Below are 13,951 nucleotides of genomic sequence, written 5' to 3'. Positions count from 1 at the left end.
AACATAATTGCTAACAGGTCATAGGTAATTTGTCAACAATATACTTTGACAAACAGCGTAAAAAAGTGCTAATTTTATAGAGAGCGTGATTTTAAATTTGCAATTATAGTAGGTGACGAATTTGAGTAAAAATATGAATAAAGATATGATTAAATTTATTAGAAAAAGTTATAATATGACGCAACGAGACTTCGCAAGAATTGTGAGCTGCAGCTTCTCCCTCATCGCGCTTGTTGAAGTTGGTAAAAGACGAGTCACATCAGATTTAGAAAATAAAGTCAAGACAGCATTTGACTTAGATGATCAACAATTACAATCAATTTCCACATTGATCACTGAATTTAGCAAAGGCGTTCCACCTTTTATGTAAACCACTATATCCAACCTTTCTCTTTGGCTTTAGTTATTGCTTCAATCCTATTCTTTGCCTCTAACTTATTAATGATTTCTGACATATAATTGCGCACCGTTCCCGCAGATAAATAAAGGTGCGCCGAAACCTCCTTTGAAGTTAAACCCGATGCAACAAGCTTCAACACTTCCTTTTCCCTGGAAGTGAGTGGGTTGTCTTGTTTTATATGATTAAATACCAACTCCGGAGAAAACATTTTCTGACCATTCATCACTCGCCTAATGGCTTCAGCTAGTTCTTCACTCGGTCCATCTTTTAACAAGTATCCGTGAACACCTGCTCCTATTGCCCGTTCAAAATAGCCTGTTCTAGCAAACGTTGTTAAGATAATCACTTTACACACAGACCCTGCTTCAAACATTTCCTCCGCTAAATCCAAGCCACTCTTTATAGGCATTTCAATATCTAATAAGCAGACATCTGGTGACAACTGATGAATTAATTCTATTGCTTCTTTTCCATTATTCGCTTGCGCTATGACTTCTATATCTACTTCATAGTTTAATAATGTACTTAGCGCTCCTCTTAACATCTGCTGATCTTCAGCTATTAAAACTCTTATCATTATTTAAGTACCTCCGAACTTTCTTTCTACAATTGGAATGAATACATTCACAGATAGCCCCCTGTCATAATGAAAAAAGTTTAAACTACCTTCAACAAACTCTAGACGTTCAGACATACCTTTTAAGCCATTCCCTAATTTCGTTTCTCGATTAAACCCGACTCCATTGTCGCGAATAGTTACCTCTATCCCCAGATTATTTTGCGAAAATCCAATTACACAATGGGTAGCCCGAGAATGTTTAACGATATTAGTTACGCCTTCTTTTATACACATACTAATTATATTTTGCGTCATTGATGTAATATTGTCACATCTAGTCAGTCCTGTTACCTCTAGCGTAATATTGGCTGAATTTAATATCCCTTTGCAATCACTAATCGTTTCAGCAATTGTTAATATACGCATGTCTGCCACTAACTCTCTGACTTGCTTTAAGGCATTGCGTGAAGTCCGTTCAATTTCTTTTACCTCTTTGGTGACAATTTGTGGATCTGCTTGATGCTTAGTCATTTTTGCTACGAGTTGAGATTTTAATGTTATATAAGATAATGTATGCCCGAGAGTATCATGCAAATCCCGAGCAATTCTCATTCTCTCTTCTCTTTTAATTAAAACTTCAATCTGTTCGTTTGCTTCATTTAATTTTTCTTCTAACTCCATCTTCGTCGACATGGAGTGAATACCAAAAGGAGATAAAAACATAACAACAACCATTACGACAAGATAAAAGTGTTCGCTCAACATTTCATATTGTAAAATAATAGGAAATACTGAAGAGAAGACAAATAAAATCATACTAATAGCAAACATCTTAGAGTTACGCAGCCATCCGATGAAATTTGCACAATAGAACCCAAGCAATACTAGTGAAGGTTGATAAAAATAAGTAAAAATAATAATAATGATAAATTGTATGATTAACCAACCCATATAAATACTCATCGGTGGATCAAAGTAAAGTTTCCTATAAGATAGAAAAAAAAGGCATAAAAGCATCCATCCAACCACTGCCTTTATCCCTGTTTCATTTATTAAAACAATAATCGGAAACATTAAATAGACCAAATAAACATATGGGAGTAAACCATATTTGACAGGAAATAACTTAAACTTATACCCCAAAAAGCCTACACCACCACTTCTTGCTTTCTTCTAATATATATACTTAATACTACAAATAGAAGGAAATATCCTGTTAAAACAGCAATATTCAGCAAAGAAGGGGTGCCGCCTTCTGTAATCTCCCATACACCCGCTCCATAATGATAAGAGGGGATTGCTTTAGCAATAGTCTTGAAAATAGATGGCAACACTTCTATTGGCATAAATAAACCACCCATAAAAGCTAGAACCATATAAAAGAAATTACTGATTCCAGCAGCTGTCTCCACCTTGTTCATCGCCCCAATAATCGTTCCAATAGCGAGAAATGGCAAAGCACCAATTAATATCCATAAAGCACTTGTCAGCCATTGCCAAACGCTCAAACTGACTCCATTTATCACCGCACCTACAACAAAAATAATGATCACAGAACAAATATGAATCATTGTTTGCCCCACCATTTTTGCTGAGAAATAAACACTTGAACTAAGCGGGGTTGTTCTCATAAAATTGGACCAACCATGTGCCTTTTCTTCTACTAGCCGAATGCCCAACGTCAAAATACTCGTACCCATCACACTAAAACAAGTAATGGACATTAAGAACCGACTGTTCCAGCTATCTCCCATTCCAGTATTAAATATATTTGTAAAAACAAAATAAAAAACGATGGGCATAAATAAAGACCAAAAAACAAAATAAGGATTTCTAAATATCCGTAATACTTCTACTTTCGTTTGCATCAACCAGGCTTTCATTCACTGATCCCCCTTCTACTGTTAATGATTCAAACGCATCTTCAAGTCGTGCCCGATGTAAATGAATGTCTCGCATAACGACCTTTTTTTCAAATAACTCCCCCAAAAGCGCATCAGTGGAAGTGGTTGTTAAAACAATCCGTTGATTAGTTATTTTCGCACTTATTACATGAGAAAATGTTTGTAGCAAGCTGATATCAACCTGATCGGATGTAAACGAGATAGCCCCATCCGATAAGTGACTTTTTAATTGTAAAGGTGAACCATCTGCTATCACCTTGCCTTGATTAAATAACATAATTCTCTTGGCAACATCATCGGCTTCTTGTAAATAATGAGTGGTGAAAATAACCGTTTTACCTTCATCATTTAAGAATTGTATCGCTTGCCAAAATTTTTTCCTTACCGTACTATCCATTCCAACAGTTGGCTCATCTAAGAAAACGATTTGGGGATTACTTAATATAGCTAATGCAAAATTCAACCTTCTCTTTTGACCGCCGGAGAGCTTATAAGCTCTTTTCTTTAGCATTTCTATAGGGATACCTGTAATTTCCAATACCTCTTCTAAACGCAAAGGATTTTCATAATAACTACTAAACATCAGTAATACTTCCTTTACAGACAATGCATCAATGACACTGACCTCTTGGAGCATCACGCCAATTTTTTCTTTCACCGCTCGCTCTTGGGGTTGCTTATTTAAAATCAGTATATTTCCTAATGTTGGTTTAACTAATCCTAATAACATAAGCAAGATTGTTGATTTTCCAGCTCCATTCTTACCTAAGACAGCTAATAACTCTCCTTTGTTAACTTCAAAAGATACATCGTTAACTGCCCATAGATTCTTATACCTTTTACTCAAATGATTCGTAGCAATGATTGTTTCCATACACACCAACTCCTTACTCAAATTATAAGAGGTGGTTAACTTGTACGTTTAGTGTGTAATGTCACTTCTTCTTATGACAAATGTCATCTTAAATAAAATCTTTTCCATAAAAAATACCACAGTTCAATCATCTGTGGCATTCCCTTTAGATATTCTTATTTATGGTAACCGAGCTAACTTCTCATAAACATCCTGCATTGTAAAACAGCCCTTTTCTTTCACTTTTTCAACATAGCATACCCAAAGTTTTGCTGTTAATAAGGCATCGCCTAAAGCATGATGCCGATGTTTGACTTCTATCTGATTTTTTTCACATAACACCTCTAGTCTAACAGAGTGATCCACTGTATCAAGGATACGGTATAAAAAGGAGGTGTCGAAAACGCGATGTTTAAATGATGTTCGATAGAGCTGCCAAAAAGCATGCTGAAAAAAACGCTTTTCATGGTTTGAATGATGAGCAATAAAAGGTAAACTCTCAGTATATTTCAAAAAATCCATTAACACCTCTGCTAAAGGTGACGCCTTTTTTAACTCCTCTTCCTTCAGTCCCGTTAAATCCTTTATTGATGAAGGTAAATCATTTTCATATTGTATTAATGAGTAAAAGCAATTGTCATGATCAATGTTTCCATTTATGATTTTGACAGCTCCAATAGAAAGTATTTGATCACCATTATTTGGACTAAACCCAGTTGTTTCTATATCGACAACGACGGCACTCATTTGATCTAATGACGTTTGCACCAATCGATCTTGATCTAAATCTTTTTGAAGCTGTCTCATGAAAGCCATTGATTTAGAATCCTGTGTCTGAAGCCCACCAAACCTAGTATGATTTAACTTTCGTACAAATTGAAAAAAAGGTTCAAAAGCCATTATTTCACTTCCTGCTCAATTACATCTTCTACATATTGATGAAGTCTTCTACCATTTTTTAAAATCACCTTAATCTTACTTTTTTCTTCCTTGCTCAATTTTCTCACATTTAAGTAATGGCCACCCTCATAGGTTGACACATGGGTAAGTAGCGAATGCCGCAATATGAGTAACTGTTGAAAATCATTATGATACGGTAATAATGCGTGTTTATAAAGATCTTTACGCATTAATCTTTCTAACCGTAACAAAGTGGAACTTTCAACTATTCCCTCCTTTATAGAAAGTAATCGAATACCATTAACGAAAGGTAAAAATGCTGCGTACTTTATATTGATTTCCCCTTTATGTGATCCGTGATTTTCCGTTAATATTTGCCCCAACGGCCCAATAGAGCTTTTTATATGCTGGATATTATCTAAGAGTCTTTTTAAATAATAAGGAGTTTTTTGAACTGCCTTATGAACACTTCTCTTTAAATCATTAATGTATTCGTTTTCTCCCACTAAAACTCTTGCATCAAAGAAAATTTGCAAATGCCTCATGGTTGCCCAAGATTTTTCATCCAGCCATGACTCTAGTTGCTCATACCACTCATGTTGGGACTGACACCAAAGGGGGTTACTACTCATAATATTACCGTCACAGTATGGGTAGCCAACAATGTTGAGCCCATCGGATAATTCTTTGCCTAACTGCTGATAATATCTTTGTAAGGTGGCCTCTTTTTCTTCATATATGATGCCATGATCTTGATCACTTATATAACCTTGTTCTTCTCTTCCACCGCTACCTGTTATGAACCAAGCAAATCGACTGGGTGGTTTTTCCCCTAATCTTTTCACAGCATAATGAAACGTAGCTTTCATTACTTCATCATGAAAATTGTTTAATTGCCCTTGATTAAACTTGTTCATCGTTAATTCATAATTTCGCCAATGTCTAATTTCTTCGTATGTCTCAAAATCCGCCGGCAAAAACAACACTTCCTTACAGAGGGTAAAAGCCTCCCATTAAAGGAGGCTTCACTTTATGATGTTAATTTCGTTTGTTTCTCACTTGACATAAACTCTTCAGGATAACCATAGCTACCATGTTCACTCATGTCTAAGCCCATTACTTCTTCTTCTTCACTAACACGGAGACCATTCATTACTTTTTTCATTACGAAGAGGATGACAAATGAAGCAACAAAGGCATAAAGTCCTGATGTTACAACTCCTAACGCTTGAACACCTAATTGGCTGAATCCGCCACCATAGAATAATCCAGCTTGACCCGTTACCTGCTCTGCTAATTCAGGTGTTGCAAAGAACCCTGTAGATATAGTACCCCATATTCCAGCTGCACCATGAACAGATAATGCGAAGATCGGATCATCAATTTTCATTTTATCAAAGAACTTTACACTAAAGAATACTAAAAGTCCGGCAACTAAACCAATAATAACAGCAGCCCAAGGTTCAACGAAGGCACAAGATGCCGTAATGGCAACTAAACCTGCAAGCGCACCATTTAATGTTGTCACAATATCTGACTTACCAAGAACGACCCAAGAGATAGCTAATGCGGCAACCGCACCCATCGCTGCAGCTAAATTCGTGTTTAAGGCAACAAATCCAAAAAATGCACCATCGACTGATGTCGTACTTCCTGCATTAAACCCAAACCATCCTACCCAAAGTATAAGCACAGCTAATGAAGTATAGACTTGGTTATGTCCTGCAATATTGTTACTAGAACCATCTTTATTGAACTTCCCGATACGAGGCTTTAATAAAATAGTTGCAGCTAAGGCAGCCATTGCACCTGTTAAATGAACAACTGTTGAGCCTGCGAAATCTTGCTTCTCATGTCCCGCTAACCAGCCTCCACCCCAAATCCAATGGGCAACAACCGGGTAAATAACAGCAGAGAATAAAATAGTGAAAACAACATAGACTGGGAACTTCGCTCTTTCAGCAAAACCGCCTAAGGCGATACAAACAGCAATAGCAGCAAAGGCACTTTGGAATACAAAGAAGACCGTATCAGATAAACCTGATTCACCACTTTCAGTGCCTGAATAGAAGAAATCCGTCATTCCAACAAAGAAATTCGCGTTTCCTCCAAATATAAATCCATAACCGACAGCCCAGAAAACAAGGAATGTTAATCCAACGGTAAAGATCGTTTTTCCTGTAATATGACCTGCATTTTTCATTCGGGTAGAACCTGCTTCAAGTAAAATAAATCCACCAATCATAAAAATAACTAAAATTGCAGCAATCATTGTCCACACACTGTTCAGATAAAATATTTCATCCATATTATTTCTCCCCCATTTTCACGTCAATTTACTTAACCTTTTGGTGTAAGATTATATAACATCAATTAAGTTATTTTTTATTTTATCGTAAAATTCTCATAAGTCAATGCTCAATTTTATATTTTTTAGAAAATTTACTCATCTTTTTACCTGTTAGTTTTTACCCATATGAATGATAGCCCTTACATTAGGAAACCTTATAAAAGAGCAATGTTCCGTTTGCTCAAAATGACGAAGGAGTGATTTGTTCAATGAGCAGAAATAAATTAGTCGTTCCCGAATCAGGTCAAGTCTTAAATCAAATGAAAGAAGAAATAGCTCAAGAATTTGGTGTACAACTTGGCGCAGAAACCACTGCACGCGCTAACGGATCAGTCGGCGGGGAAATGACCAAACGACTGGTTGCTTTAGGTGAACAACAACTCCGTAATCAAAAATAGCCATTCAGTATAAGGAAATATCCTAGTTGAAGGCATGGAAAATGTCCCCATTAGGTTTAAAGCGAGGAAGTGAACGATCATTCGATTCACTTCCTCGCTATTTTTTGTTGATTACGTCCTTGTCCGCATTCTTACAGCTTTCCACTTCTCATGTACATTCTTCATCTTGTGATAATCCTCGCTAATCTCCTCCCCTCCAGGTAATTGAAAAAGGTCTTTATCGTCATGTCATTTACGATAAAGACCTTTTCTTTTAAATATCTCTCACCCAATTGCGCATAACCAATTATTTATTGGCAAAAGCATTTTCTTTCATTCTAAGAAAAAATATGGTGAACCAATATGAAGTAAAACATATGCCAATATCAATCAAAAATATATAGACCTGATTCATACTACCATAAAAACTAACGAAGCCTACCTTCTCTTCAATCGTTGCAAAACCAAATGCGATAATCGCACTCACAATAATTGTATATAAGTAAAAATTTCTTTGTCTATTTGTACAATATTGATAAACAAATAAAAAAACAACCGGAAGTAAAGAGGTCGTCATATTCGTTGCACTTGGTAATGAAGGAATGAGAAAGTAATTATGAATAAACAAACCTTTTCGCAATAACATTGTATCGATAAAGGTCCATAACATATTCACTGTATACCCGTAGAAAAACACCTCAAATATTCTTTTTCGATCAATAAAAAAATATAAGAACACTAAAGGAGCAATAAAGAGAAAGAGTACCATCCAAAATTGCCAATGCGTATAGTCAGAATATGACTTCCAATAATCAGTTAGCAACTGCTGAAATTGTTGACTATCTATATGTAGTGCAGTTAGATATTCCTCCTTACTCATCATTTTACCTCCTTCACAATTAGCCTACTCTCAATATGTTTCAAGAGATGGTTTTTTATTCATCGCTCATCGCTTTATCGACATACATAATTTACAAATAAAAGCTAAAAATACCTAATAATAACGGAAGGAGTGGCAAATACATGATGAAAATAATCAATGGAAAGTTAAAAACCCTACTCGGTTTCTTTATTGGAAGTATGGCGGTATCTATTATTTTTAATATTATTCAAATCAGCTTAATTTCTGAAGTCAAAGGGAAGTTAAGTACAGTGATGGATGAGCAATCAAATTAAAAGGTCCAATAGGTGAGTCCTCATAAGCTAGAAGACTCACCAAAAAGGTTATTCCGATCTCTTTTATTTTCGTGTCACTTTTTACTTGATATCAACATCGACTAATTTCGAACATCACTTTTAAAAATGTCTGTTGTTATTTCGTCTTTCCAATTACTTAACTTTAACAACTGAATAAAACCATGCCACTAACCAATATCCGACCCACACCAGGAATCTGTAAATATTTTCACGATTAATCATCTCCACAAAAAAAGAGGCTGTTTTTGTGGACAGCCTCTCAATTATTTTAATGAAGACCTTGATCGTCTTGATTCCGTATTTGCTGTAAATAATTCTCCGTATAAATACGTTGTGAACCTGGGACATTTTTTTCATTCTCTTCAGGGTCAAATTTTGTTAAACCTTTCTTCTTCGCTATCCAGTCAATCGCGAGACCAAATCCTAGAAGCGAAAAGATCAAGATAAGAAACCACCACATTCTATATCACCTCTTTATTAATATAGTTAAAAAGGGGACAATTGTTATCAATTATTTTCTGATTATTCTAATATTACCATAATTAGTTAAAAATATCAAATAGACACAAATGTCCTTATGAATAAAAATGCCCTAATACCAAAAAATATAGATGTAATAAAATTTAAAATAAGGAGCTTTTACAATGAAAACATTACAACGCATTGCTTTAGCGCTAATTATTATTGGCGCCATAAACTGGGGACTTATTGGATTATTCCAATTTGATTTAGTTGCATCAATTTTCGGAGGCCAAGAAGCCATCCTTTCTCGTATCGTTTATACATTGGTCGGAATTAGCGGGCTTATTTGCCTAACTCTTCTCTTTGCACCAATGACAGAAGAAGAAGACAGAGACGTCGATAATCGTGTTATTGATGGAAGACAAGTGAGTTACTCTACAGAATTCGCTGAGGAAAATGATTTATCTGATATAAAAGAAGAAGACAGAGAAGATCGAGATCAATAAATATAAAAAGTTCGACATTAAAACAGATTAGGAAGCCTTGTTTATCGAGGCTTTCTTTATTATGTCTATTGAAGAATACATCATAAACCCATCCCCCTTTAAAATCACAATCCCAACTTCCAAAACATCAGATAAAAAACACCCTTTACCACCTTTGAAAGGGTAGCCCCAATCATAAACCGCCAATACTGCTTTCTATTTTTTATGATTTACATCGCGAGCTTTGCTTCTTCTTATGCCATTACCTAAAACTAATAGAAACGCCAAACGAGATTTTTTTACTGATGAATATTTTTTATCTTTCAAACACAAACTATCTATCGTGGACAATCCTTACATAAGGAGAAAATCATGAAACTTAATAAGATAGGGAGTGCAATTATGGGTATTTTAAGCGGTAATCCAAAAGATGAACCTTTACATTATGGTGAAGTATATGGACTATTCACCAACCTTTCTACAAATAATGGAATGATATCTGGTTATGAAACACTGTTGAATCACGCTGGCGATGATGACTTAAAAAAGCTAATAGAAGAAGCAATTAAAGGGTTACATGCTGAGAACCAACAATTAGAAGAGCTTTTAAAAAGCAATGGAATCGGGTTACCACCTGCACCACCTGCCCGTCCTAATGCAGACTTAAATGATATTCCTGTTGGTGCTAGATCTACTGATCCAGAGATCAGTGCTGCAATCTCTGCTGATACTGCAGCTGGATTGGTTGCATGTAGTCAAGCAATTGGCCAATCCATCAGAGAAGATGTCGCAATGATGTATGGTCAGTTCCATATGAATAAAGCCCAGTTTGGTGCCAAAATGTTAAAATTAAATAAGGAAAAAGGATGGTTAATCCCACCTCCTTTACACATCAACAAAGGAACAGAATCATAATTTATAGGCGCCTCGAAACGAGGTGCTTTTTTTACTAACTTACAATGAGACTTACTTTACACGCGCAATTTAACCTGACTGATACCTCATCTTACTTCTACCATGAAAAGTCTAAAGGCTCTTTTTCTAATTACTAATGCTTCGTTTGTTTCTATTGCATCCTGTTTGCGTTTTATTTCATCCTTTTTATTATATTCCGTATTTATTCATCGAGATTTAGACAAAAAAAAAAGCCTTGATATATCAAGGCTTTCAGTATGATTCCGACTGGGTTCGAACCAGCGACCTCTACCCTGTCAAGGTAGCGCTCTCCCAGCTGAGCTACGGAATCGTTTATGTATATATGTTAAAGACATTTATAAATATACTATTTCAGCGGATTTCTGTCAATTGATTTTTTGGTATTTATTCCATTTCATGAAGTTTTATAATTATAATGTTCTTTACATATAATAGTAGTGAAAAAATAGACATACATACTTAATTGAGTGAATCTTTCATCATTAAGAAAATGAAGACTTACTATATGAAGTTTCATACACAGTATGATAATATAACCCCATAAAGGATTATTAATTTAACAAAGGAGTTCTATTTTATGAACACAGCAAAAGGGACAATCACGGACTTTACTTTTAAAAGTGAGGTACTAGGGGAAGATTTAGAAATACTTGTGTACTTACCGGGCAATTATTCACCACTATATAAATATAATATTTTAATTGCTCAAGATGGCAAAGATTATTTTCAATTAGGACGAATCGGCAGAACAGCTGATGAGTTGCTTGATGCAAAAGAAATGGAAAATACAATAATCATTGGTATTCCATATAAAAATGTACAAGATCGCCGTCGTAAATATCATCCAGATGGTGAACAAAATGCTGCTTATATCAGATTCTTGGCTCATGAGCTTGTACCTTATCTAGACGAAAAATATCCAACCTACCAAATGGGAATGGGACGAGCATTAATCGGCGACTCTTTAGGAGCGACTGTATCTCTATTAACTGCTCTGCAATACCCTAATACTTTTGGGACAGTCATTTTACAATCGCCTTTAGCGAATGAAAAAGTCATGGAAGAAGTCAAATCCTTTAAAGATACTCATCTGTTAAATATATATCATGTTATTGGTACGGGTGAAACAACAGTCAAAACAACTGACGGTAAGGAACAAGATTTCCTTACACCAAATCGAGAACTTTCACAATTAATAAAGGAAAAAGGTTTCCCTTATTTTTATGATGAATTTGAAGGCGATCATACGTGGACATATTGGCAACCAGATTTAAAACGTGCACTAAAGCAAATGCTTTAATGAAACAGCAGTTTGGCTACTTCTTAGTCAAACTGTCTTTTTCTTCTATTTAAATTCGTTAATATATGATGATTTTTGAAAATTTGTTATAATAATAAAATAAGACATGTTCTTTAAAATATTTTATTTTGGAGGTAGAACTATGAAATATGGAATCGTTATTTTTCCGTCAAAAAAAATTCAAGACTTGGCGAACTCTTATCGGAAAAGATATGACCCTCACTATGCATTGATTCCTCCACATGTAACATTAAAATCGTTTGAAGCTACAGAAGAAGAAATAAAACAAACAACTGATGCTTTGAATGCAATTGCAAAAGTTCAACAACCTTTTCACATGAACGTCAAAAAAGTGAGTTCATTCCAACCTGTTAATAACGTTATTTACTTAAAGATTAACCCAACAGAAGAACTTCAACTGTTGCATGAAAAAATCAATGAACAAACAGTAGGAGAAAAATCAGAATATGCCTTTGTCCCCCATATTACAATTGGACAAAAACTTTCTGATGATGAGCATTCTGATGTTTATGGTTCACTAAAAATGCTTGATGTAGAACACGAAGAAACGGTTGATCGATTCCACTTATTATATCAATTAGAAAACGGATCTTGGAGTGTGCATGAAACATTCCGCCTTGGAAAGGGATAATGAACAACATGAACGTTAAAATAGTAGAAAACGAGAAAGAGCTTCAAGACGCTTATGAAGTAAGAAAAGAAGTTTTTGTCGACGAACAAAATGTCCCATTAGAAGAAGAGATTGATCAATTTGAAGACGAAGCCACACACTTTGTACTTTATAAAGGTGATGAACCAAGTGGTGCTGGGCGTTTTAGAATTGTAGATGGTTATGGAAAAGTAGAACGCATTTGCGTCAAAGAGAATGCAAGAAAAACAGGAGCAGGAAAAGAAATTATGCACGCCATCGAAGCCTTTGCTATGAAAAAAGGTGTACCTGCTTTAAAACTTCACGCACAAACACATGCCATTCCATTTTATGAACGAATTGGGTATGAAGTTGTCTCTGAGGAATTTCTCGATGCAGGAATCCCTCACCGAACAATGAAAAAAATACTTAAATAAAAAAGAGGTGCTCTCGGCATCTCTTTTTTGTTTTCATAAACAATGGAAAAGTGTGTAATTAATAAAAATCCTCTCGACTTTTTAATCATAAAAAATGGTGAAGAGCACACAATAACAAGGTCAAAGTAAATTTGTTTAAGAGGAGTGTATCCCATGCATGAATATATACATATTACTTTCGTTCTCATTGTTGGATTTATCGCACTTTTCATCATGACCAAGATTCTTGGAAAGTCGCAAATATCCCAAATCACTCCTTTTGACTTCATTTCTGCCATCGTTTTAGGAGAACTAGTAGGAAATGCACTTTATGATGAAAATACAGGGATTAGGCAAATGCTCTTCTCTGTTCTTCTTTGGACCATTTTAATTCTTACTACAGAAAAAATCACACAGAAATTCAGAAGAACAAGAAAACTATTAGAAGGCGGTCCTTCCATTGTGATTCGTAAAGGAAAAATTGAATATGGGCAATTGAAAAAGAATCATTTAGACCTCAACCAGTTGCAGGAATTATTAAGAGCAAAAGATATTTTCTCGATAAGACAATGCGAATTTGCCTTTTTAGAGACAAATGGTACAATTACTGCATTAAAAAAGCCTGAATACACAACGCCAACTATTGAGGACTTACAATTAAAATATCCGACAATTAAGGTGCCAATTAATATCATTTTAGATGGTGAGATTGTTTATGAAAACCTCAACATTCTCGGTTGGGATGTCAAATTACTGGATGAAAAATTAAAAAAGAAAGGTTATACGAATGTGAAGGAAATTCTATATGCTGACTGGGAAAAAGAAGACGGGTTACATATTCAGACTTACTGAAATATTATACGTAATAATCAATGTATCTTCCTTTTATACCTTGTTTACCATTTGTTTCTCTTTCTTTCAAAGAAGAGGATAAATGGTTTTTTCTATTGCCCTTATATAAATGATTGAATTCTGTTTGTCTCTGGTATGGTTCTACCCTTTCAATATTTCTATAAGTCATTGAGCGATTTCGATTCATAAGCATTCGCTCCACATATTGCTGGTACGCTGTTTGAACGGTTGAGATTGGATAAATCATTACACTGCCTCCTTCCCTTTACTACTAACCCTTTTCAATTAATATCAAACATATTTATTCTTTT

At 35.1% G+C, this 13,951-nt stretch carries 19 protein-coding genes and 1 tRNA gene; 9 read left to right on the top strand and 11 right to left on the bottom strand.

What is annotated here, in order from left to right; all coding sequences use genetic code 11:
- Window positions 1–121 precede the first annotated feature (121 nt).
- A complete protein-coding gene (locus tag MHH73_RS08315; RefSeq protein WP_318245488.1) occupies window positions 122–370 on the top strand; it encodes a helix-turn-helix domain-containing protein in 249 nt (82 codons plus the stop codon).
- A 4-nt stretch (window positions 371–374) separates the two neighbouring features.
- Here MHH73_RS08315 and MHH73_RS08310 read toward each other — a convergent pair whose 3' ends face one another.
- The 7 genes from MHH73_RS08310 to MHH73_RS08280 all read right to left on the bottom strand — a co-directional run bounded on the left by MHH73_RS08310 (window position 375) and on the right by MHH73_RS08280 (window position 6,924).
- Window positions 375–977 (bottom strand): response regulator transcription factor, encoded by a 603-nt coding sequence (locus MHH73_RS08310; protein WP_191814993.1) that lies wholly within the window; start codon window positions 975–977, stop codon window positions 375–377.
- Between the two features lie 3 nt (window positions 978–980).
- Window positions 981–2,102, bottom strand: a complete 1,122-nt coding sequence (locus MHH73_RS08305; protein ID WP_341066100.1) for a sensor histidine kinase — start codon at window positions 2,100–2,102, stop codon at window positions 981–983.
- Between the two features lie 5 nt (window positions 2,103–2,107).
- On the bottom strand, window positions 2,108–2,842 hold the full coding sequence (locus MHH73_RS08300) for an ABC transporter permease (RefSeq protein WP_191814989.1): 735 nt from the start codon (window positions 2,840–2,842) through the stop codon (window positions 2,108–2,110).
- Window positions 2,793–3,737, bottom strand: a complete 945-nt coding sequence (locus MHH73_RS08295; protein WP_341066097.1) for an ABC transporter ATP-binding protein — start codon at window positions 3,735–3,737, stop codon at window positions 2,793–2,795. The genes MHH73_RS08300 and MHH73_RS08295 overlap by 50 nt, the downstream gene beginning before the upstream one ends.
- Before the next feature lie 159 nt (window positions 3,738–3,896).
- Entirely contained in the window at window positions 3,897–4,616 is a 720-nt protein-coding gene (locus tag MHH73_RS08290) for an exonuclease domain-containing protein (RefSeq protein ID WP_341066096.1), read from the bottom strand.
- Window positions 4,616–5,593: a DUF294 nucleotidyltransferase-like domain-containing protein gene (locus MHH73_RS08285; protein ID WP_341066094.1), complete on the bottom strand. Its 978-nt coding sequence runs from the start codon at window positions 5,591–5,593 to the stop codon at window positions 4,616–4,618. The genes MHH73_RS08290 and MHH73_RS08285 overlap by 1 nt, the downstream gene beginning before the upstream one ends.
- A gap of 53 nt (window positions 5,594–5,646) precedes the next feature.
- Window positions 5,647–6,924, bottom strand: a complete 1,278-nt coding sequence (locus MHH73_RS08280) for an ammonium transporter (protein WP_341066092.1) — start codon at window positions 6,922–6,924, stop codon at window positions 5,647–5,649.
- A 251-nt stretch (window positions 6,925–7,175) separates the two neighbouring features.
- Between MHH73_RS08280 and MHH73_RS08275 the strand changes: the two genes are divergently transcribed.
- Window positions 7,176–7,364 carry an alpha/beta-type small acid-soluble spore protein gene (locus MHH73_RS08275; RefSeq protein ID WP_095369762.1) on the top strand — a complete coding sequence of 63 codons (189 nt, stop codon included), beginning with the start codon at window positions 7,176–7,178 and terminating at the stop codon, window positions 7,362–7,364.
- A gap of 286 nt (window positions 7,365–7,650) precedes the next feature.
- Here MHH73_RS08275 and MHH73_RS08270 read toward each other — a convergent pair whose 3' ends face one another.
- Window positions 7,651–8,223: a hypothetical protein gene (locus MHH73_RS08270; RefSeq protein WP_341066090.1), complete on the bottom strand. Its 573-nt coding sequence runs from the start codon at window positions 8,221–8,223 to the stop codon at window positions 7,651–7,653.
- A 143-nt stretch (window positions 8,224–8,366) separates the two neighbouring features.
- Between MHH73_RS08270 and MHH73_RS08265 the strand changes: the two genes are divergently transcribed.
- On the top strand, window positions 8,367–8,519 hold the full coding sequence (locus tag MHH73_RS08265) for a hypothetical protein (protein ID WP_191814979.1): 153 nt from the start codon (window positions 8,367–8,369) through the stop codon (window positions 8,517–8,519).
- Between the two features lie 289 nt (window positions 8,520–8,808).
- Here MHH73_RS08265 and MHH73_RS08260 read toward each other — a convergent pair whose 3' ends face one another.
- Entirely contained in the window at window positions 8,809–9,000 is a 192-nt protein-coding gene (locus MHH73_RS08260) for a hypothetical protein (RefSeq protein ID WP_341066088.1), read from the bottom strand.
- 184 nt (window positions 9,001–9,184) lie between these two features.
- On the opposite strand from MHH73_RS08260, the gene MHH73_RS08255 reads away from it, so the two are divergent.
- Together MHH73_RS08255 and MHH73_RS08250 are read left to right on the top strand one after the other, a co-directional pair.
- Window positions 9,185–9,508, top strand: a complete 324-nt coding sequence (locus MHH73_RS08255; protein WP_191814975.1) for a DUF378 domain-containing protein — start codon at window positions 9,185–9,187, stop codon at window positions 9,506–9,508.
- A gap of 381 nt (window positions 9,509–9,889) precedes the next feature.
- Window positions 9,890–10,402: a DUF3231 family protein gene (locus tag MHH73_RS08250; protein WP_191815055.1), complete on the top strand. Its 513-nt coding sequence runs from the start codon at window positions 9,890–9,892 to the stop codon at window positions 10,400–10,402.
- Between the two features lie 258 nt (window positions 10,403–10,660).
- Here MHH73_RS08250 and MHH73_RS08245 read toward each other — a convergent pair.
- Window positions 10,661–10,733, bottom strand: a tRNA-Val gene (locus MHH73_RS08245).
- Between the two features lie 267 nt (window positions 10,734–11,000).
- Between MHH73_RS08245 and MHH73_RS08240 the strand changes: the two genes are divergently transcribed.
- The 4 genes from MHH73_RS08240 (at window position 11,001) to MHH73_RS08225 (ending at window position 13,640) form a co-directional block, all read left to right on the top strand.
- Window positions 11,001–11,723 carry an alpha/beta hydrolase gene (locus MHH73_RS08240; RefSeq protein ID WP_191814973.1) on the top strand — a complete coding sequence of 241 codons (723 nt, stop codon included), beginning with the start codon at window positions 11,001–11,003 and terminating at the stop codon, window positions 11,721–11,723.
- A 142-nt stretch (window positions 11,724–11,865) separates the two neighbouring features.
- The gene (locus MHH73_RS08235) at window positions 11,866–12,375 is read left to right on the top strand and encodes a YjcG family protein (RefSeq protein WP_341066086.1); all 510 of its coding nucleotides are present in this window, start codon (window positions 11,866–11,868) and stop codon (window positions 12,373–12,375) included.
- 8 nt (window positions 12,376–12,383) lie between these two features.
- Window positions 12,384–12,809: a GNAT family N-acetyltransferase gene (locus MHH73_RS08230; protein ID WP_341066084.1), complete on the top strand. Its 426-nt coding sequence runs from the start codon at window positions 12,384–12,386 to the stop codon at window positions 12,807–12,809.
- A gap of 153 nt (window positions 12,810–12,962) precedes the next feature.
- On the top strand, window positions 12,963–13,640 hold the full coding sequence (locus MHH73_RS08225) for a DUF421 domain-containing protein (RefSeq protein ID WP_341066082.1): 678 nt from the start codon (window positions 12,963–12,965) through the stop codon (window positions 13,638–13,640).
- A gap of 4 nt (window positions 13,641–13,644) precedes the next feature.
- Here MHH73_RS08225 and MHH73_RS08220 read toward each other — a convergent pair whose 3' ends face one another.
- The gene (locus MHH73_RS08220) at window positions 13,645–13,887 is read right to left on the bottom strand and encodes a hypothetical protein (RefSeq protein WP_341066080.1); all 243 of its coding nucleotides are present in this window, start codon (window positions 13,885–13,887) and stop codon (window positions 13,645–13,647) included.
- Window positions 13,888–13,951 lie beyond the last annotated feature (64 nt).

This window comes from Cytobacillus sp. FSL K6-0265 (assembly GCF_038003465.1).
GTDB classification, from domain to species: Bacteria; Bacillota; Bacilli; order Bacillales; family Cytobacillaceae; genus Cytobacillus; species Cytobacillus stercorigallinarum.
Note: the sequence above shows the minus strand (reverse complement) of the source record. Positions and strands in the feature narration are given on the sequence as shown.